13 protein-coding genes and 1 tRNA gene are annotated in these 18,698 nt (G+C 62.9%); 5 read left to right on the forward strand and 9 right to left on the reverse strand.

Features of this window, described 5'->3' with window-relative positions:
• Nucleotides 1-11: 11 nt before the first annotated feature.
• From ACQR1X_RS09780 to ACQR1X_RS09795, 4 genes are all read right to left on the reverse strand, one after another.
• Entirely contained in the window at nt 12-1,112 is a 1,101-nt protein-coding gene (locus ACQR1X_RS09780) for an ABC transporter ATP-binding protein (protein ID WP_315799990.1), read from the reverse strand.
• A 19-nt stretch (nt 1,113-1,131) separates the two neighbouring features.
• Entirely contained in the window at nt 1,132-2,043 is a 912-nt protein-coding gene (locus tag ACQR1X_RS09785) for a carbohydrate ABC transporter permease (RefSeq protein WP_315799989.1), read from the reverse strand.
• Entirely contained in the window at nt 2,043-2,978 is a 936-nt protein-coding gene (locus ACQR1X_RS09790) for a carbohydrate ABC transporter permease (protein WP_315799988.1), read from the reverse strand. Before ACQR1X_RS09790 ends, ACQR1X_RS09785 begins: the two co-directional genes overlap by 1 nt.
• 124 nt (nt 2,979-3,102) lie before the next feature.
• Nucleotides 3,103-4,443 (reverse strand): ABC transporter substrate-binding protein, encoded by a 1,341-nt coding sequence (locus ACQR1X_RS09795; RefSeq protein ID WP_434898722.1) that lies wholly within the window; start codon nt 4,441-4,443, stop codon nt 3,103-3,105.
• Between the two features lie 477 nt (nt 4,444-4,920).
• Here ACQR1X_RS09795 and ACQR1X_RS09800 point away from each other — a divergent pair, with 477 nt between their 5' ends.
• Nucleotides 4,921-5,565: a Spy/CpxP family protein refolding chaperone gene (locus ACQR1X_RS09800; protein ID WP_434848011.1), complete on the forward strand. Its 645-nt coding sequence runs from the start codon at nt 4,921-4,923 to the stop codon at nt 5,563-5,565.
• Between the two features lie 399 nt (nt 5,566-5,964).
• Nucleotides 5,965-7,260, forward strand: a complete 1,296-nt coding sequence (locus tag ACQR1X_RS09805) for a hypothetical protein (protein ID WP_434898814.1) — start codon at nt 5,965-5,967, stop codon at nt 7,258-7,260.
• Between the two features lie 138 nt (nt 7,261-7,398).
• Here the strand turns inward: ACQR1X_RS09805 and ACQR1X_RS09810 are convergent, their stop codons facing one another.
• The 4 genes from ACQR1X_RS09810 to ACQR1X_RS09825 all read right to left on the reverse strand — a co-directional run bounded on the left by ACQR1X_RS09810 (nt 7,399) and on the right by ACQR1X_RS09825 (nt 10,372).
• Nucleotides 7,399-8,400, reverse strand: a complete 1,002-nt coding sequence (locus tag ACQR1X_RS09810; protein WP_434898723.1) for a metallophosphoesterase — start codon at nt 8,398-8,400, stop codon at nt 7,399-7,401.
• Complete coding sequence (locus ACQR1X_RS09815; protein WP_434898724.1) at nt 8,397-9,179, reverse strand: hypothetical protein; 783 nt, start codon at nt 9,177-9,179, stop codon at nt 8,397-8,399. Before ACQR1X_RS09815 ends, ACQR1X_RS09810 begins: the two co-directional genes overlap by 4 nt.
• A complete protein-coding gene (locus ACQR1X_RS09820; protein WP_434898725.1) occupies nt 9,176-9,841 on the reverse strand; it encodes a hypothetical protein in 666 nt (221 codons plus the stop codon). The genes ACQR1X_RS09815 and ACQR1X_RS09820 overlap by 4 nt, the downstream gene beginning before the upstream one ends.
• 441 nt (nt 9,842-10,282) lie before the next feature.
• Nucleotides 10,283-10,372: transfer RNA gene (locus tag ACQR1X_RS09825), tRNA-Ser, on the reverse strand.
• Between the two features lie 926 nt (nt 10,373-11,298).
• Here ACQR1X_RS09825 and ACQR1X_RS09830 point away from each other — a divergent pair.
• Entirely contained in the window at nt 11,299-12,213 is a 915-nt protein-coding gene (locus tag ACQR1X_RS09830) for a septal ring lytic transglycosylase RlpA family protein (RefSeq protein WP_315799985.1), read from the forward strand.
• Between the two features lie 148 nt (nt 12,214-12,361).
• On the opposite strand, the gene ACQR1X_RS09835 is transcribed toward ACQR1X_RS09830, so the two are convergent.
• Nucleotides 12,362-17,023 (reverse strand): putative Ig domain-containing protein, encoded by a 4,662-nt coding sequence (locus ACQR1X_RS09835; RefSeq protein ID WP_434898726.1) that lies wholly within the window; start codon nt 17,021-17,023, stop codon nt 12,362-12,364.
• Nucleotides 17,024-17,513: 490 nt separating this feature from the next.
• Between ACQR1X_RS09835 and ACQR1X_RS09840 the strand changes: the two genes are divergently transcribed.
• Together ACQR1X_RS09840 and ACQR1X_RS09845 are read left to right on the forward strand one after the other, a co-directional pair.
• A complete protein-coding gene (locus tag ACQR1X_RS09840; RefSeq protein WP_434898727.1) occupies nt 17,514-18,056 on the forward strand; it encodes a phage tail protein in 543 nt (180 codons plus the stop codon).
• Nucleotides 18,057-18,147: 91 nt separating this feature from the next.
• Entirely contained in the window at nt 18,148-18,675 is a 528-nt protein-coding gene (locus tag ACQR1X_RS09845; RefSeq protein ID WP_316236489.1) for a phage tail protein, read from the forward strand.
• Nucleotides 18,676-18,698 lie beyond the last annotated feature (23 nt).

An 18,698-nucleotide genomic window follows, 5' to 3' on the forward strand; every position in this document is an offset into this window, starting at 1 on the left:
CCTGGTGCTCGTCAGATCACGAGCCCGGTCGCCTCGTTTAGCAGGTGCATGTTGTTGAGGTCCATTGCCATGCGCAGAGGGCTGCCATCCCGCGCGCCGGCATTGGGGTTGACTCGCCCGCAGACCGGCGTCTCGTTGAGGGTGAAGTAGACCAGCGTCTCCATGCCCATCGGCTCGGTGACGTCGAGCAGCGCCTCGAACGGCTCGATCCCAGGCTCCGCATGCGGCTTGGTCTCGGTGATGTGCTCCGGCCGGATGCCGAGCAGCAGCGGCTCATTCCGTGACACGGACTGATAGCGCGCGGCGCGCGCGGGCGGCAGCGGAAAGGCGATGCGGTCGGTGAGGCGGATGTGGAGCCGGCCATTGGCCTCCTCGAGCCGGCACGGCACGAAGTTCATCGCGGGCGAGCCGATGAAGCCGGCGACGAAGCGTGTCGCCGGATTGTGGTACAGCTCGTTCGGCGTGCCGATCTGCTCGATGCGGCCCTTGTTCATGACCACGACACGATCGGCCAGGGTCATCGCCTCGACCTGGTCGTGGGTGACGTAGACGGTCGTGGTGCGGACCTTCTGGTGCACCTTCTTGATCTCGATGCGCATCTGCACGCGCAGCTTGGCGTCGAGGTTCGACAGCGGCTCGTCGAACAGGAACACCTTGGGATTGCGCACGATGGCGCGGCCCATCGCGACGCGCTGGCGCTGGCCGCCGGAGAGCTGCTTGGGCTTGCGGTCGATGAGGTCGGCGATATCCAGCATGCGCGCGGCCTCCGCCACGCGGCTCTTGATCTCGGCCTTAGGGTAATGCTTCAGGCGCAGGCCGAACGACATGTTCTCGGCCACCGTCATGTGCGGATAGAGCGCGTAGTTCTGGAACACCATGGCGATGTCGCGGTCCTTCGGCGGCACGTCGTTGACGACGTCGCCGCCGATCGTGATGTCGCCGTCGGAGATGTCCTCGAGCCCTGCGATCATCCGCAATGTCGTCGACTTGCCGCAGCCGGACGGGCCGACCAGCACGACGAACTCGTGATCGGCGATGTCGAGATCGATGCCACGGACGGCCTCGACGTCATCGTAGCGTTTCACGACCTTGCGCAAGCTCACTTCAGCCATGTCAGATCAACTCCCGTCCTCAGCCCTTGGTCGCGCCGGCCGTGAGCCCGGCAATGTAGTAGTCCATCAGGAACGCGTAGATGATCAGCGGCGGCGCCGCGCCCAGCAGCGCCCCGGTCATGATCTGTCCCCAGTTGAAGACGTCGCCCTTGATCAGGGTGGTGACGATGCCGACCGGCAGCACCAGCTGGTCGGTCGAGGTCGTGAACACCAGCGGATACAGGAACTGCGCCCAGGAGACGGTGAAGGCGAAAATCGTCGCCGCGATCAGGCCGGGCAGGGCGACGGGAATGAAGATCCGCGTCAAGGTCTGCAGCCAGGAGGCGCCGTCGATGATGGCGGCCTCGTCGAGCTCCTTGGGGATCGAGGCGAAATAGCCGATCATGATCCAGGTGCAGAACGGCACGGTGAGCGTCGGATAGATGAAAAGCAGCACGTACCAGCGATTGATCAACTGGATGCCGGTGACGTCGCCGACCAGCGCGAACATCTTGAACAGCGGAATGAACAGCAGGCTGTCCGGGATCAGGTAGGTCAGGAACACGCCGGTCGCCAGCGTCGCCGAGCCCCAGAACTTCATCCGCGACAGCGCGAACGCGGCCGGAATGCTGATCAGCATGGTGATGATCACGACGATGATCGACACCATGGCGGAGTTGAAGAAGAAGCGCAGGAACTGGTTCGAGGTGAGCAGTCCGACATAGTTCTCCAGCGTCGGGTGGAACACCCACCAGGGGTTGGTCGCCGCCGAGATCTCCGCGCTGCCCTTCAGCGAGGTGATCAGCATGTAGAGCGGCGGCACCAGCGAGAAGATCGCGAACAGCGTCAGGAAGAAATACGACCAGCGCAGCGCCCAGGCGCGGTCGCGGCTCATCGAGCCGTATTTGACATTGCGGGTCGGGCCGGCCTTGTCGACGGTCATGGTGCTCATCAGGACTCGTTCCCCCGCTTGTTGACGTCGCGCAGGATGAAGATGGCGGCGACCGCGAGGATCGGCACCATGAACAGCGAGACGCTGGCGCCGAGCGGAATGTCGCTGCCCTCGATGCCGACGCGGAACGCCCAGGTCGCGAAGATGTGCGTCTTGTCGAGCGGGCCGCCGGCGGTGAGGATGCGGACGATGTCGAAGTTGGCGAACGTCACGATCAGCGAGAACAGCGTCGTGATGGCGATGATGTTGCGCATCATCGGCAGGGTCACGTACCAGATCCGCTGCCACCAATTGGCGCCGTCGATCGCCGCGGCTTCATAGAGCTGGTCCGGGACGGATTTCAGCGAGGCCAGGTACATGATCATGAAGAACGGTGCGCCGTACCAGACGTTGACCAGGATCACCGAGAACCGCGCCCAGGCGGCATCACCGGTCCACGGGATCGGGCCGATGCCGAAGAACGACAGCGTATAGTTGAAGGCGCTGTAGGACGGGTCGAACAGCCACAGCCAGGCCAGCGTGCTCATCGCCGGCGGAATCACCCAGGGCACCAGCAGCATGCCGCGCCATTTGCGTTGGCCCTTGGCCGGGATGTTGTGGACGAAATGCGCGACGATGAAGCCGATCAGCGCCTTGAAGACGACGGCGGTGATCGCGAAGATGCAGGATTGCTTGACGACCAGCCAGAACGTGTCGCGCTTGAACAGGAACTCGAAATTGCCGAAGCCGACGAAGCGCTGCATCGACTTGTTCAGGGTCGCCAGATGCACCGAATACAGGGCGGGATAGACGACCAGGAGCACGATCAGCAGGATCAGCGGCAGCGTCATCAGGAAAGCGGCGGTCGATTTCCGCTTCAGCGCCCTGTGCAGACCATTGCGGCGGGCCGCGCGGGGGCGGGCGACGGCGTTTTCACCGATGGCGGCATCAACCATGACAAAGGGCTCCTCGTGATGTCCCCTGCGACGGCGGGGTCCTCACTGGATGGGAAACACTGACGAGGTGAAAGGGGGCGGCCCGCCTGCCGAGGCGGACCGCCGGCGTTGCTTCGAGCATGCCTCAGCTGCGCATGAAGCCTTCGCACTCGCCTTCGGCCCAGGCGAGGGTCGATTCCATCTTCTCGCCCTGGGCGTAGCGCAGGCACATCTTGGTCATCGTCGCCTGTGCATAGATCTGCTGCGCGATCTTGGGCGGAGCAGGGGAGGCTGCGATCGACAGCGTCTGGTGATTATAGGGGTTGGGATAGTGAAACAGCGTCCCCTTTGGCGGCGCCGCCTCGGCCCACACCTTCAGCGTCGTCAGCTTCTCGTAGGCCGGCAGGTCGTAGCCACCGCTGGCCACCACCATCTTTTCGATCGAAGACGGTTTCGAGAGGTGGACGATCAGGCTCTTGGCCGCTTCCTTGTTCTTCGAGAACGCCCAGATGCCCCAGAAGTACGGCAGGAAGGGTGCGAAGCGTCCCTTCGGGCCCGCCGGGAACCCGTGCGTCCAGCATTGCTCGGCGACCTGCGGCGCATCGCGCTTGGCGACCGCCCAGGCGCTCGGCGGATTCATGATCATCGCGCCCTTGCCGGACACCAGCCATTTGTTGTTGGACGCGTCGTCCCACGCCGCGACGTCGGGCGGCAGCACGGCAATCAGCCGCTTGTAGAACTCCAGCGCCTGACGGACTTCATCGGTCTTGACCGTCACGTCACCCTTGGCGTTGACGAGATCGGCGCCGAACGCCTGGAAGAAAGCGCCGGCGGAATCGACGCTGTCGGTCGTCTCGCCGAGACCGATGCCGAACGGCACGCCGGCCTTGTGACATGCCTCCGCCGCCTTCAGGAACGTCTCGGTGGTCCAACTGTCGGCCTTCGGCGGGCTGCCGGCGGGATACAATTCCTGCACGTCGATCCCTGCGTGCTTCTTCATCAGATCGATGCGGGTGCAAGGGCCCTTGATCTGGCTGCCGACGCAGGCCGGCACCGCGAGCCATTTGCCGCCAGCCTGGCCGAGATATTTGACGGTGCCGTTGACGGAGCCATTCTCCTTGACGATCGGCTCCATGATGTCGTTGACGGGCTCGAGCTGATTGGCATAGGCCTGCGGCCACCAGGTGGGATGGGCGAGAATGTCGTGGCCCGAACCGGCCGCCGCCTCGGCAGCGATGGTGAGCTCGAGCTTCTTGCCCTGGCTGGTGATGTAGTCGATCTGGACCTCGACCTTCTCCTTGGCAGCCCATTTGTTGACGAGATCGGTCGAAGCCTGATTGGCGCCGGGAACCCAATGGTCCCAGAATCCCATCGAGAGCTTGCCGGCGGCGTAGGCGCCGCGCACATAGGGCGCGGCAATCATGACCGCCGAGGTGGCAGCGGTCGCAGCAACGAATTGTCGGCGGTTCAGCTTCCTCCGTGACATGGCGTTCCCTCCCTGGTGAGCCAAGCGTTTGGGTGCGAATCCGATTTGTTAGTTGTTGCGTCGCGTCATGCGACGCATGGATTTCGCTTGGGTGCAATCAGAGCAGAATTGCGAGCGGCTGTCGAGAAAGCAGGTGGAGCGAATCCTAGAACTAATGGCGGGCACAATCGTCGCAGGTCTCGCAACTGATTGCATCGCAACGATGAGCGCTGCAGCGCAAAGCGCGTCACGGCAGAACAGGAATCGATGTAGCTGGAGGCGTTGGATGCATCGCACTGCGTGCGACAGATGGACTTGCGCGGCGCGGCAACGATAGAATTCGTTGGAATCATGGCCGTCACGACCGGCAACGCGCGAGACGGTCGGACGTGTTGCACGGAGCATGAACTGATGATGACGAGCCCCGCCGGCATCTGGCGCCGGTCTTTCGGATGCATCGCAATAGGAGTGTCAGTGGGCCTCGTCGGCCTCGCGGGCCTGCCGCGTCAGTCTGCCGCGCAGGGCCTGTTCAGGGGCGTCGAGCAGGGCGCGCGCGAAGGCAACAAGGCGGCAGGCCCGGTCGGCGGTGTGCTCGGTGGCGCGATCGGCGGTGTCGTCGGCGTGGTCACCGGCGTGACCGGGGCGTTCACCGGCAACAACGACCAGCAGAGTGCGCAGCCCGCGGCACCGCCGGCCGAGGCCAGGAAGGCGAAGCCTTCCAAGCCGGCGAAGACGAGCAAGGTCGCCAAGGCGACGCCGATGCTGACGCAGCCAGGCGCGCCGCAACTCACGGCCGAACAGATCGTCGCCAACAGCGACAGCAATGTCGAGCGGCTGAAGACCGGGCTGAACCTGACGGAAGAGCAGGCGAAGAACTGGGGTCCGTTCGCCAATGCGATGCACGCGCTCGGCCGCAACGGCGCTGACAGGCTCGATCTGCGCATCGCGCGGTCGAAGCGCGACCCGCCGGATGACATCGTCGAGCAGATGCGCAACGAGGCTCAGTTCCTGGTCGACCGCGCCGCCGACCAGCGCGCCGTGGCCGACGCGTCGGAGCCGCTCTTCACCAGCCTCGACGACAGGCAGAAGCAGATCTTCATCGACGAGATGGTGCGGCTCAGTCGCGAGCGCGGACTGGACTAGCTCGACGGAGTTGGCGTCGCCGCGGCTGTGTCCGTTGGCAGCAGCGGCGCCTGCGGCATGCCGTGACGCATGATCACCGCGGCCGCACCGCGCTACGGTATTTTAATACCCCAAAAATGACGATTGGTCGCGTTGACGGCCTGACCGGGAGAAAGCAGGCTCCAGCGGCGTGCACATTTATCGAGCACGAGCGGGGTGCTCGCGCAACGTCCCGGCCCATCAGCGCTGCTTCTGCAACCGAACTGCGACGCATTTTGATGTACATTGCAATTGTATTACGTAGAGAGCAGGAGCCGGCAAGGCGGTCTTCGCAGGCGTGCTGATTCGCAGCAGCGATCGCACGGCAGACGATCAGCAGGCCGTTCGGCTCGATGTCTTGGAGGATGATTGTTGTCGAGAGTGCGACTGCGCCGATGGATCGAGGGCCGGTTGGGGATTGGCACCGCCAGCACCGAAAGCCGCCTCGATGAGGATGTGAAACGCTTCGTCGATGCGCTGCAAGCGGAGTTGATCGCCGCGAAGGACGAGTGCGAGCGGTACAGGCGCATCACCGAAGAGAGGGGCGTGATCATGGGCCGCCTGCGCGACGAGCGCGACGGCTACAGGCTGGAGTGGGAGGCGGCATCCGCGGAGCTTCGCCGGCTGACGCGCCCGCGTCCGGCCGTGGTCTCGGACAATGGAGCGACGCGCCCCTCCGGCAATCGCCGTGACGTGGCCTTGAGGAATTCTCCGCCTTCCGCGCTGCGGGTGCTGTGCGTTGGCACCGGCCGGGACGGCACGACGTCGCTCGCGCGGATGATGCAGGAGGTGTTCGACAACCAGGGCAACGGCGACAGGGCTGTGCACGAATGGGCGTCGAGCGAGCTCAACGAGCTGTTCTGCCAGCTCAAGGAAACCAACGATCCCAGCTTCGCGGATCAGATTCGTCAGACGATCCTCGATTGCCCCCATGCCTGCGTCGTCGGCAACGGTTATGCGGCCGTGCTGCCGATCATCGCCGAGCTCCTCGGCGACCAGGTCACGCTGGTGCATCTGCGCCGGCGCGACCGGGCGGCGTGCATCGCAAGCCTGGTTGAGAATGCGGCGCTGTCGCCGCAGAACCACCTCTACTACGCCGACTCGCCGGCCGCGCAGCGCAAGCGTCCGACCGCTGTCCACTTCGGAGAGATGTCGAAGCAGCAATGGATGGATCTGTCGCTGGCCGACAAGTTCGGCTGGTACTACGACAAGACCCACGCCTTGATCGAACGGCACAAGAGCCTGTTCCCGAACACGCTCTCCGTCGATACCGAGGACCTCAACGCGGACAGCGTGCGCCTCGCGCTGGCCCACGCGGCCGGCAGCCCCGAGGCGCCGCGCGCCTTCCACGTCAACCGGTTCGTCGATCTGCGCCATGTGCCGTCCGATCGCCGCAGCTTCGTGCAGCGGCTGCTCGGCCAGCTCGACGTCCAGAAGCTCGCTCATGACGACCTGTACGGGCTGCGGCAGGTGCTCAACGAGATGATCTATCATCTCTCGCATTTTCCCGACGCGGCGCCGGGCGCGGTGGATGAGCTGCGCTGGACGCTGACTGAGATGCACGGCCTTCTCGACAGCCGCATCCGCGACGTTCGCGAACTGATGGAGCGGGTCGGCGTGACGCCGGACGCGACAACTCCATTAAACGAACATAACGTTGCGCATCCATACAACTGAGCTCGCCCGAATAGCTGAGGGGGCTCGCCCCCTGGACCGAGAAACGCAGCCGATGAAGCGGTTTGTCGACCTGCGCCCAGCAGCAATAAGCGCATATGCGAAGCGTGGTTGCTTAGCCCGCGCCTCGTCTCCAACTACTTAATCAGGCCGCACCTCAACGAAATCTTGATCTCGGTTCGACCAGGTAAAGTTGCGTCGCCTGATAACAATGTATCTTCCGATCTCAAACTCAAACATATGAATGTTAGAGTCGTATTCTCGATCTATGCACCCCGCAGAGCCTGCGCAGTAAATTGTGTGCAGACCACTAGAGATCTTTAGGGGGTCGTGCGTGTGTCCGCACAGTGTTGCGATTACACCGAGTCTTTGAGCAGCCTGAGTGATCATGGTCCAATCAATTAGCTCTAGCGTCCTTCCACAATCAAACGGCGCAAAGTGAATCAGCCAAACGATCGATGTGTTCGAATAGCGATTTTGAATGGCCCGAGTAAGTAGTTCGGTTGCGCTCAACGTATTTGAGTACACACGACCCTGGCCATAAGCATTGAGCGGGCTTGAGGCATCGTGACGAGATTGAAGCGTGTAATCTGCATATACAAACGCAATCCGCTGCATGTTCTTGCGCTTTATCCAGTAGCCAACGCCATCCTTCGGATCAAAATGGTCCATGTAGCGGAGGAACTTGAGCTGAAAATTGGGCGAGTTGGGCGTGCCCGCGTCATTGACGTAACGATCGTGATTCCCAGGAAATAGGTGAATGGGTCTAGCAACCGACCCTATTGTCGCAGTCTGCTGGTCAATGTGAGCGCCAACCACGCTCGGAGCGGCCACAAACTTCTCTGCAACCTGTAGATCGATCACCCGCCCCGTAGTAGCCAAATCACCAGTGATGATTATCCCATCAATGATCGCTTTATATCGAAAACAAAAGCGCGCGGCGCCGTTCACAATCTTGGGTGCGTAGCTGGCCGGCTTCAGTAGTGACAGCCAGCCCTTCTCCAGTCTCTGTCGTCCCGCTTGGCTATTTGTATCAAGAAAAGTTCGAAGGTTTCGTCGATGTAATGAATGAACATTGTGGCGAGAATCCTCAACGCAAAGGTGGAGGTCCGATAGCTGGATATATCGGAATATCTCAGTCACAATTCCTCATCTGTACCTTCAACGAAGCTGGGATCTTTCATGTCATCAACGGGCGCGAGTGTGTATTGGAGGTCGCCTGTGCGACTTGTCTCGATCTTACCCCAACTGCCGGCCACTTCCCACCCAGCGTCGAATGCAGCGCGTAGCTCACAGTTAAGCAGCCGAAGAAACTCGTAGGCTTGATCAGGAATGATCTTGAATTCTTCGCAAAGAGCAACCTGAAATGACGCGGCAAATCGAGTGCCATTCGTGATCGTAGTCTGAGGATGCTCCTCATAACGGAGATATTGAGCGAGCGCACCAATAACTGCTTCTAAGGACGAGATGAATTCACGTGCCAACTCGAAATCGGCTGCGCCTGCCATTCTCAACTCAACATTCTTGCGCCCCCCTTCGCGGGCAAGATCGCTAATGTTTGTGCGCCAAATTGAAAGCAGCTTGGTGCTTGGATGGAAGGCTTTGCTCTGTAGAGATAATTGCCCCTGGCGTGGCTCCGCGTCAGTTGGTGCGCTCTGAGGTCGACTTGGCACTCGAACATCAGTCTGGCGATCTTTAATTTTCCAAACGAGGGGCAACGCACGCTTCGTGCGGCGGCGCACTGAAACTCTAAAAATACGCGAGTCGCTTTCAAGAACCCACACGCCACCGGACTTCCCACCTTTGATGCGATCGGAAATCGGCTTGAAATCTATGTCGCGCGTCAGCCGTTCGACTTGGGATAGCCCCAGTTCTTCAACATCGTTCGCCGGAAAATCGCGGAGAAGCACGTGGGTGTTCATTGGCTATTTTCTAAAATGCTGGCGGCAATGTCATCATTCTGCTCGATCGCTTCAAGCTTTCGTTTCAAGCGATCTATAGCCTTGATGAGTTGCGGCAGAGAATCATCATCGAGTTGAAAAACGAACTCCCGTTTAGAGGGATCGTCAGAATCAGTTGTAACTCTAAATTGAATTATCCTGACCCAGCCACGAAACTCAAGTTCGTCGCCGTCGCCGAAGTCGGGCCTCAAATCGAGCATGGTCCGAAAGCTGACTGCGTTCGGGAGAAGCCCGGTTCGAAGTCGCCTTACTTTTCGATACTTATTGTACCCGATATTTTCGCGCAGCAGTTGTTCTAGTCGTGGCCTCAGGCTCTCGACTATCTCGGGCTCTTCTAAATCCAACTCTTCGAGGAGATGACCCACGACGTCGGTGCCACTTGACTTGCGAAGTCCATCCACTTTCGAATACAGAAAAGACAATGCACTGAGGACATAAGGAATGTTATTCTCAAGTAGCGGAATTTGCTTCTTTAGAACTTCGACTTGAGCATCGCTTAAAGAGAATGAGCGCGGCGTCGAAGTTGCAGTCAGCAGGGCTTCGAAGTCAGCATCTGATAGAGTTGCAACAGTGGCAATTGCCTCCGCAAGAGACCCCGGCGGAGTGATAACAGGGTAAGCCATACTAGAGAGCCTTTTGCTTGAGAGCCTATAAGGAGTATTGCACGAAATGGCGGTCTGCAAGTCGTGCACACTCAGAGGTGCTCGGCCGAGAAGTTTGGTAAATGGCACCATTAAGATATTGATAAATCTAACAAATACGCCATGTCAATTTGAGCCTAAGGTCCGCTGGCTGCACGAACTTGAACTCAAGGTCTCCATCTAGTCTCTCCGAGCTTGGACCATACTTCCCGGATATATGGGAGATCGTAGGCCGGAAAAGGACCGTGGTGATATGACGCTTACGTTCCCTGGAGCGGGTTCCATCCCGCGGTCCGGATTTGTTTCGTGTGGGCAAGCGCCCGCCCTGGAGTCGGGGATTGCCCACGTCACCTACCCCAATAGGAGCCTCTGTAATGCAGAGAGGTTGTAAGGCTGAAGGAGCGATTCAGGCCGTACTTGACCTGGCGGAAGGGGTGGGATTCGAACCCACGGTACCCTTGCGGGCACGCCGGTTTTCAAGACCGGTGCCTTAAACCACTCGGCCACCCTTCCATCCGGCGTCGTCTCCGGGACGTCAGCGACGTCCACGCCACGGCGGGGCGGGATCGACGCGATCCTTGTTTAGGGTGCGGGCTTGCGGCTCGTCAACGGCGCATTCACGCCTGCCAGGACGGCCTCAGCTCAAAGCCCACGCTCACCTGAGCGCAAAGGCCATCAGGCCGGAGCACAAGACTGCGGTGCTCAGCGCTGCCAGGGCGAGAAAGCTGCCCGAGAGCAAGTCCTGATGTCGCAACGCTTGATGTCGTAGATCTTGGTGTCGCATGGGCCACCTGCTGCGGCTGCGCTACCGGTCCGATCTCACACCGGCCGGAGAAAACCAAGGGCCGGGCGACGAACGGTCTGGATGATCTTCTGGTCGAAACTTCCGGCTTCAGGGATGCTCCTGAAGTGTCGTTATTAAAGCGGACGCAAACATCGAAGCGGACGAGAGCCGACCATGGCGTCGGCTGTCCGATCCGTCCGGAATCAGGCCCGCGAGCGGACCCCTTCAAACGCATGAGCAAGGAAGATCCCGGCGCCAACCAAGCCCATCACTGCCGTCATTGCTTCGATCATAGCGAACACACCCTGTTGCGCCCCACGTGAAGCAAACGACGTGCAGCCCCGCACAGTCAAAATGATTCAGGTCCCGCGAAATGAGAACACTCCCAAGTGAGGATTTCACGCAACATATGTGTCCAAAAAGGTGCACTCGCAACACAGTGGCGCAGCGGAGTGCACGCCTGGGCGGCCATCGTCCGCGTCACAACCGCTGGAAAGCTCCGGTTAACCACGGCGGGGCCCACCCCATTTCCGCCGTGTTCGGGTTGCGTTATCCTTGTGTATTGAGTTGCGGGGATGCGACTCGGGGACAAGCCGGGACGCGGGGGCCTGATGGGATGGCTCGGCTGCGACCGGCTCATTGGTAATTGGGGTCGATGGGGATTGGTCAAACAGATCCGGTCGAGAGAGCGGTGCGCAGTGCCGTCGCCGTCCTCGCCTGCCTGATGGTCGCGAACTGCGCCTCGTCCAACAAGTTCGCCAGCAAGGTCGATCCGAAATACGGCGTATCGTCGAGCCCGCGCGTCGTCGGATTCGGCGAGCCGGTGCCGAAGGGCGGCGGCGTCTACCGCGTCGGCAAGCCCTATACCGTGGCCGGAAAGACCTATGTTCCCGAAGAGGACACCAACTACCGCGCCGAGGGCTTGGCCTCCTGGTATGGCGATGATTTTCACGGCCGGCTGACCGCCAATGGCGAGGTCTTCGACATGACGTCGCTGACGGCCGCCCATCCGACCTTGCCGCTGCCGAGCTATGCCCGCGTCACCAATCTCGCCAACGGCAAATCGCTCATCGTCCGCATCAACGATCGCGGCCCGTACCACGGCAACCGGCTGATCGACGTCTCCAACAAGGCCGCCGATCTGCTCGAGTTCAAGGGCAGCGGCATCGCCCGCGTCCGCGTCGAATATGTCGGCCGTGCGCCTCTCGAAGGGTCCGACGATACCCAGCTGATGGCGACCCTGCGCACCGGCATCCCGGCGCCGGCGCCGTCCCTGGTCCGTGTCGCCTCCGCCAAGCCGTTCGTTCCCGAGATTGGCGCAGGTCGTCCGATTCGCGGCGAAGTCCCGCTGCCCGAGGGGCGTCCCTACACACTCGGCAACACCTCCGCCGACCTGGCGTCGGTCGCGGCGACGTCGGAGATGTCGGCCTCCAGCCGGAGCCGCGGACGCAGCCTCGATAATCCGCGTGCCGTGTCCTACGATCAGGCCGGCCGTTACGTGACGCCGACCAGCGCATACGACGGCGCGGATGAGGCCCGCGAGATCCTCGGCGGCCGCGGCCTGTACTGATCACGCAATACGCTCACGGAATACGATCTCGCACGTCGAACCAGCCGTCCCTCGCCGGGGCGGTTTCGATTCGACCGAGCCGCCAAGACCTTTTGCGAAAAGACCTGTTGCGAAAAGTCCTGTTGGGAAAAGTCCTGCCGGGAGGGGCCTATCGGGCGGTGAATGGCACGCGCGCCCTGGCCGAGAAGGTCCAGACCCGGGTGTTGCCGCCGATCCCGCCATACTCGGCACCGAGGCCGACGCCGGCACCACCCTCCGTCTGGATGCCGAGCCCGCCGGTGAACCGGGCCGACCAGCCCTGCAGCAGCGGCGTCGAGGCGAGCGCGCCGGCGGCCAGCGTGTTGGCGTCCTCCTTGGTGAAGTAGTAGTCGCCGTACATGCCGAGGAACGGGGTCAGCAGCACGCCGCTGTCGAGCCAAGCGACCGGGTAAGCGGCACGCAGGCCGCCGGAGGCGCGGCCGCTGGCGAAGTCATTCGTTCCCTGCCGCGTGCCCAGCGAGTCGGTGTAGGCGTTCTGATGCTCCCACAGCGCATAGACCTTGGTCGAGGGCTCGAGCACCACGCCGGCCAATTTGTAGCTGCCGGTCAGGCCGGTCGACAGCATCCAGCGCTGACCGCTGAAATTGCCCTGGGCCGTCCCCGCGCTGCCGTCATAGCCGATGCCGGAATAGGCGACGGCGGCGTCGAAGCGCAGGGTGGGGACGATCTTCCAGCCGAGATAGGCGCCGGTGGTCCAGCCATCGCCCTTGAGCTTTCCGTTGATCTCCTGCTGGGTGTAGCTGAACGTCTCGTAGCCGCCGAGCACGCCGACCAGGAAGCTCGGCGTCGCCCGGTAGGTCAGCCCCATCATCGCGTTGAGCTGCTGGCCGTACAGCGAGACCTGGTTGGCCTGGGTGATGCCGCCATTGTTGGTCGTGCCGAAGCGATCGACACCGGTGCCGCGGACATCAGCCCACAGCAGCCACTCCTTCTGCTCGTGCCATCTCGGCGCAGCCTGCTTTTTGTCGCCCCGGTCGATGGCCGCGAAGGCATCGTCGACACGCCCGCGGCTGCGGCCGCGCGGCGGCTCCCGGCCGGGCAGCATGGAGGAATAGGCGTCGCTCCCGCCGGCCGCGGCACGGTCCGAGGTCGGCGCCGGCTCGTCCTGGTCGCGTGGATCGGCTGAGAAGTTGAAGCGCATGCGCATGTTGCCCGGCGACATGAACGGACCGCCATCACTGAAGCCGTCGGCAATCGCGTCATCGATCGCGCCGGAGATCGCCTGTCCCGAGTTCTGCGCCACCAGCTTGCTGACGGTCTGCTGCAGCGAGCGCAGCCGCACACTGTCGACGGGCACGTTGACGGTCTGGGCGAGGGCAGGCGATGTGCTCGCGGTAAACAGCGCGCTGCCGGCATAGCTTGCGGTGATCGTGTGGCTGCCGACGGCGAGCGTCGAGGTGGCGAAGGTCGCGACGCCTCCAGCCAGTGTCACCGTGCCGATCGGCGAGCCGTTGTCGTTGAAGGTGACCGTGCCGGTCGGCGTGCCGCCCGACGCTGAAACGGTGGCCGTGAACGTCACGGGCTGGCCGAACTGGCTCGGATTCTGCGACGAGGTCAGCGCGACGGTCGTGACCAGCTGGCCTACCGACAGATTGAAGGTGGCATTGGCCGAGGCACTGTTGGTGTCGGTCACGGTCACGGTATACGTGGTCATTGCCGCCGGCGCCGTCGGCGTGCCGGTGATCTGGCCATTGGTCGTGTTGAAGCTGAGGCCGGCCGGCAGGGCCGGCGAAACGGCAAAGACCAGCGCGCCCGTACCACCCGAGCCCGTCACAGGCGTGAATGGCGTCACAGCCTGGTTGATCGGCAGCGAGCTGGACGGCACGGCCGTCGTCGCCGTCACCGCACCATTGATGGTCAGGCTGAATGTGTTGGTCGCGGTCGCGTTGGCGGCGTCGGTCACGGTCACGGTGAAGGTCGTCGCGGCAATGGTCACCGTGGGCGTTCCGGAAATGCTGCCGTTCGCCGTATTGAGAGACAGTCCGGCCGGGAGCGCCGGCGCGACGGAATAGGTGAGCGGCGCGGTGCCGCCGCCGCCCGTGACCGGCGTGAACGGCGTGACGGCGTGGTTCGCGGTCAGCGTCGTCGACGCGATCGCCTGGGTCGCGCTGACGGCGCCGTTGACCGCCAGGCTGAACGTATTGGTCGCCGTGGCACTGTTGGCGTCGGTCACCGTGACCGTATAGGTCGTGGCGCCGCTGGTCGCCGTCGGCGTGCCCGTGATCGCGCCCGACGACGTATTGAAGGTGAGGCCTGCGGGCAGCGCCGGCGCGATGCCATAGCTCAGCGGCGACGTGCCCCCGGCTCCGGTCACCGGCGTGAAGGACGCCACCGGTGTATTCACGGTCAGGCCTTTGGACGCGATGGCCTGCGTCGCGGTCACCGCGCCATTGATCGTGAGGCTGAACGTGTTGCTGGCGCTGGCGCTGTTGGCGTCGCTCACCGTGACCGTATAGGTGGCGGCGGTGCTGATCGCGGTCGGTGTGCCCGTAATGGCACCCGTCGAGGTGTTGAAGCTGAGGCCGGCGGGCAGCGCCGGTGCGATGCCATAGGTGAGCGGCGAGGTGCCGCCGCCCCCGGTCACCGGGGTGAAGGATGTCGCGGCGACATTCACGGTCAGGGACTTCGCCGCGATCGACTGCGTCGCGCTGACGGCGCCGTTGACGGTCAGGCTGAAGGTGTTGGTCGCGGTCCCGTTGTTGGTGTCGGTGACGGTCACGGTGTAGGTCGCCGTCGCCGCGCTGGTCGAGGGCGTGCCCGAGATCGCACCGGTGGATGGGCTGATGCTCAGCCCGGCCGGCAGGCTCGGCGAGATCGTGTAGCCCAGGGGCGCCGTGCCGCCGCCGCCGGTGACCGGCGTGAAGGCGGTGATCGCCTGGTTGGCGGTGAAGGTCCGCGAGGCGACCGCCTGCGTCGCGGTCACCGCGCTGTTCACCGTGAGGCTGAACGTGTTGCTGGCCGTGGCGCTGTTGGCGTCGGTCACCGTGACCGTGTAGGTGGTCGCGCCGCTGGTCACGGTTGGCGTGCCCGTGATCGCGCCGCTCGAGGTGTTGAGCGTCAGGCCCGTCGGCAGACCGGGGGCAACGGCGTAGGAGAGCGGTGGCGTGCCGCCCGATCCGGTGACCGGCGTGAACGACGTTGCCGCAGCGTTCTGCGTCAGCGTCTTGGAGGCGATCGCCTGCGTCGCGCTCACGGGACCATTGACGGTCAGCTGGAAGGTGTTGGTGGCGGTCCCGTTGTTGGCATCCGTCACGGTCACCGTATAGGTGGTCGTGCTGCTGGTCACGGTCGGCGTGCCGCTGACCTGGCCGGTGCTGGTGTTGAAGCTGAGACCGGTCGGCAAGGTCGGCGCGATCGCATAGGCCCGCGGCGTCGTGCCGCCGCCGCCGGTGACCGGCGTGAATGGCGTGATGGCCGTGTTCACGGTGACGGTGGCCGAGCTCACCGACTGCGTCGCGGTGACGGCGGTGTTCACCGTGAGGCTGAAGGTATTGCTGGCCGTGGCGCTGTTGGCGTCGGTGACGGTGACCGTATAGGTGGTTGCACCGCTGCTCACGGTCGGCGTGCCCGTGATCGCGCCGGTGTTGGTGTCGAGCGAGAGGCCCGAGGGCAGCGTCGGCGACACGCCGTAGGTGAGCGGCGGGGTGCCGTTGCCGCCGGTCACGGGCGTGAAGGAGGTCGCCGCCGCATTCTGCGTCAATATCTTCGATGCGACCGACTGGGTCGCGGTCACGGCCGCGTTGACGGCGAGACTGAACGTGTTCGAGGCCGTCGCGCTGTTCGCGTCCGTGACGGTGACGGTGTACGTCGTCGATCCGCTCGTGGCCGTCGGCGTGCCCGTGATCGCGCCGGTCGACGCATTGAGCGAGAGACCGGAGGGCAGCGACGGCAAGATGCTATAGGTGTAGGGCGTCGTGCCGCCGCCGCCGGTGACCGGTGTGAACGAGGTCGTCGCGTGATTCTGCGTCAGCGTCTTCGAGGCGACCGCCTGCGTCGCCGTGACGGCGCCGTTGACCGTCAGGCTGAACGTGTTGCTGGCGGTGGCGCTGTTGGCATCGGTGACGGTGACCGTATAGGTGGTCGCGGTGCTGGTGATCGTGGGCGTGCCGGTGATCGCACCCGTGGACGTGTTGAACGAAAGACCGGTCGGCAGCGACGGCGCGATGCCATAGCTGAGCGGCGCGGTGCCGCCGGATCCGATGACCGGCGTGAACGAGGTCGTCGCGGTGTTGACGGTCAGCGCTTTCGACGCGATGGACTGTGTCGCGGTGGGGCCGGGCAGGTTGACGGTAATGGTCCAAGAGGTGAGCGCCGTTCCGGAGCCTGAGCAGGTTACGAGAAAGTCGCTACAGTCTGACGCATAAAACAGCGTGATCGTATCCTGACCGCCGCCCGTCAGGCTGTTCAGAGTGATGTTGATCTGAGCCTGACCGGTATTCGCACTCTGCCCATTGTCGTTTCCACTGCTTGGATGCAGGGTGTAATTGGCCTTGCTCGTGGTCGGGCTGTAGTCGGAATAGGCACTCGAGCTCGTGCCGGCGATGGGCAGCTGGGTGTTCGCATTCGTGCCGGATACGGAGTACAAGCCGTAGACAACGGCATCGTCTCCGGTGTTGGGAGTGCCCACCACGGTGAGACACAGGTGATAGACCTGTGACACGGAATTGAACGTGATCGTGGCCCCGGTGGTCGAATTGACGGTCAGATCGCAGACCGCCTGCGCCGATGAGATCGACGCGCCCATGGCCGCGAGAACGACAAAGGTCGTCACCGCCAACGTTCTTACGTTGCTGACGGCCGACGACCAGCGAGTCAGAAATCGCTGGAACGACGTCTTCCACGCGCCAATCATGACCGAGAAAAGGTGCACCTTGCCCCTGCGCTTCCCCGAGACCGCGGGTCGACCCCGGCCGCGGTCCCAAATATTTTGCGACTGCAATAAAGATTACCGAAAACTTACCGTTGATTAAGCTTTGTTTGCCCTGTGCCGCAAGCCAGTGATGCACGGAACCGCTGCACGCGCGCCGCCTTTCTCGAAGCCAGTTGCGCGCCCGCAACACTGCGACCTTTCCGCGTGCTGATTCGGCGCAGGTCTCGCGAAACGCCCCCACATCCCCTGCGGGTTCATGCTTGACTGTTCCCGTTGGATGCGTGACACTTTCGAATTGCACACGACGAATACTGGACGCGTCGGTTGTCCACGTTCGTCGTGACGCGCTTTCTTTTCTCGTTGAATTGCACAAAATCATTTGGAGGAACGCATGCCGGTTACGCCTGTGCTCGGGCAAATCATGCCATTTGCTGGAAACCAGCCACCGAGGGGGTGGGCGTTCTGCAACGGTGCGCTGTTGGCGATCCAGACGAACCAGGCATTGTTCTCCCTGCTCGGCACCTATTACGGCGGCAATGGTGTCACGACATTCGCACTTCCGGATCTCCGCGGACGGGCTATCCTCGGCTCGACCGGCGGCAGCGGCCAGTTTCCCGCTGGCACGGTCAGCGGCGAGACCACGGTCACGCTCACGACGGCGCAGATGCCGACCCATAATCACTCGATCCAGGCGTCCAGCAACGATGGTACTGGGCGTGGAGCGTCGGCGGCCAACAACGTGTTCGCGACCAACAAGCTCCCGCCAGACAATCCCAAGCTGATCTTCACCACCGCCGGGACGAACGCGGTGCCGCTGTCGCTCAGCACCAACATCGTCGATATCGGCGGCGGGCAGCCCCACAACAACATGCAGCCCTATCTGGTGATCAATTATCTGATCGCCCTGAATGGGGTTTACCCTTCGCGCAACTGAGACGGCTCGGCGCTCACGTTTCTCACCATCGTCGCAATCCGCCGCATCGCGCCCGCTTCGCGGCGCCCACCGCACTTAAAAGGATGTCGGGATGTCAGACCCATTTCTCGGCGAGATCAGGCTGTTTGGCTTTCCGCGCATACCGGATGGCTGGCTCGCCTGCGACGGAAGCGCATTGTCCATCGCCAACTATGATGCGCTCTATGCGGTCATCGGGACGACGTTTGGTGGCGACGGGGTCCAGACCTTCAATCTGCCGGACCTGCGCGGCCGCGTTCCGATCGGGCAGGGCACGCCGCCCGGCGGCGCATCCTATGTGCTGGGGCAACTGGACGGTGAGGACGAGCACACCTTGATCACGACCGAGATGCCCACGCACAGCCACGCTTTGTTGGCGTCGACCACCGTCGCCGACACGGCACAGCCGGGGACCAGTACCCTCCTGGGAACCGCGACAGCGGGCAATCTCTACGCGCCCAGTGCTGACGCCGGGACCTACGAAGTGATGGCGGCCTGCGTCGGGCCGTCGGGGCAGGGCGTCGCTCACAACAACATCATGCCGACCGTCGTCGGCAATTACTGCATCTGCATCAACGGCATCTTCCCGTCGCCGGGCTGACGCCTTCGCGTTCGATCGGCTCT

This window comes from Bradyrhizobium sp. HKCCYLRH3073 (assembly GCF_051167995.1).
Classification (GTDB): Bacteria; Pseudomonadota; Alphaproteobacteria; order Rhizobiales; family Xanthobacteraceae; genus Bradyrhizobium.

What these genes read in the sequence shown, in the direction of transcription:
- ACQR1X_RS09785 (WP_315799989.1), bottom strand. Translation starts at nt 2,043, where the DNA reads ATGAGCACCATGACCGTCGACAAGGCCGGCCCGACCCGCAATGTCAAA.
- ACQR1X_RS09820 (WP_434898725.1), bottom strand. Translation starts at nt 9,841, where the DNA reads ATGGCTTACCCTGTTATCACTCCGCCGGGGTCTCTTGCGGAGGCAATT.
- ACQR1X_RS09795 (WP_434898722.1), bottom strand. Translation starts at nt 4,443, where the DNA reads ATGTCACGGAGGAAGCTGAACCGCCGACAATTCGTTGCTGCGACCGCT.
- ACQR1X_RS09815 (WP_434898724.1), bottom strand. Translation starts at nt 9,179, where the DNA reads ATGAACACCCACGTGCTTCTCCGCGATTTTCCGGCGAACGATGTTGAA.
- ACQR1X_RS09780 (WP_315799990.1), bottom strand. Translation starts at nt 1,112, where the DNA reads ATGGCTGAAGTGAGCTTGCGCAAGGTCGTGAAACGCTACGATGACGTC.
- ACQR1X_RS09845 (WP_316236489.1), top strand. Translation starts at nt 18,148, where the DNA reads ATGTCAGACCCATTTCTCGGCGAGATCAGGCTGTTTGGCTTTCCGCGC.
- ACQR1X_RS09790 (WP_315799988.1), bottom strand. Translation starts at nt 2,978, where the DNA reads ATGGTTGATGCCGCCATCGGTGAAAACGCCGTCGCCCGCCCCCGCGCG.
- ACQR1X_RS09840 (WP_434898727.1), top strand. Translation starts at nt 17,514, where the DNA reads ATGCCGGTTACGCCTGTGCTCGGGCAAATCATGCCATTTGCTGGAAAC.
- ACQR1X_RS09830 (WP_315799985.1), top strand. Translation starts at nt 11,299, where the DNA reads ATGGGGATTGGTCAAACAGATCCGGTCGAGAGAGCGGTGCGCAGTGCC.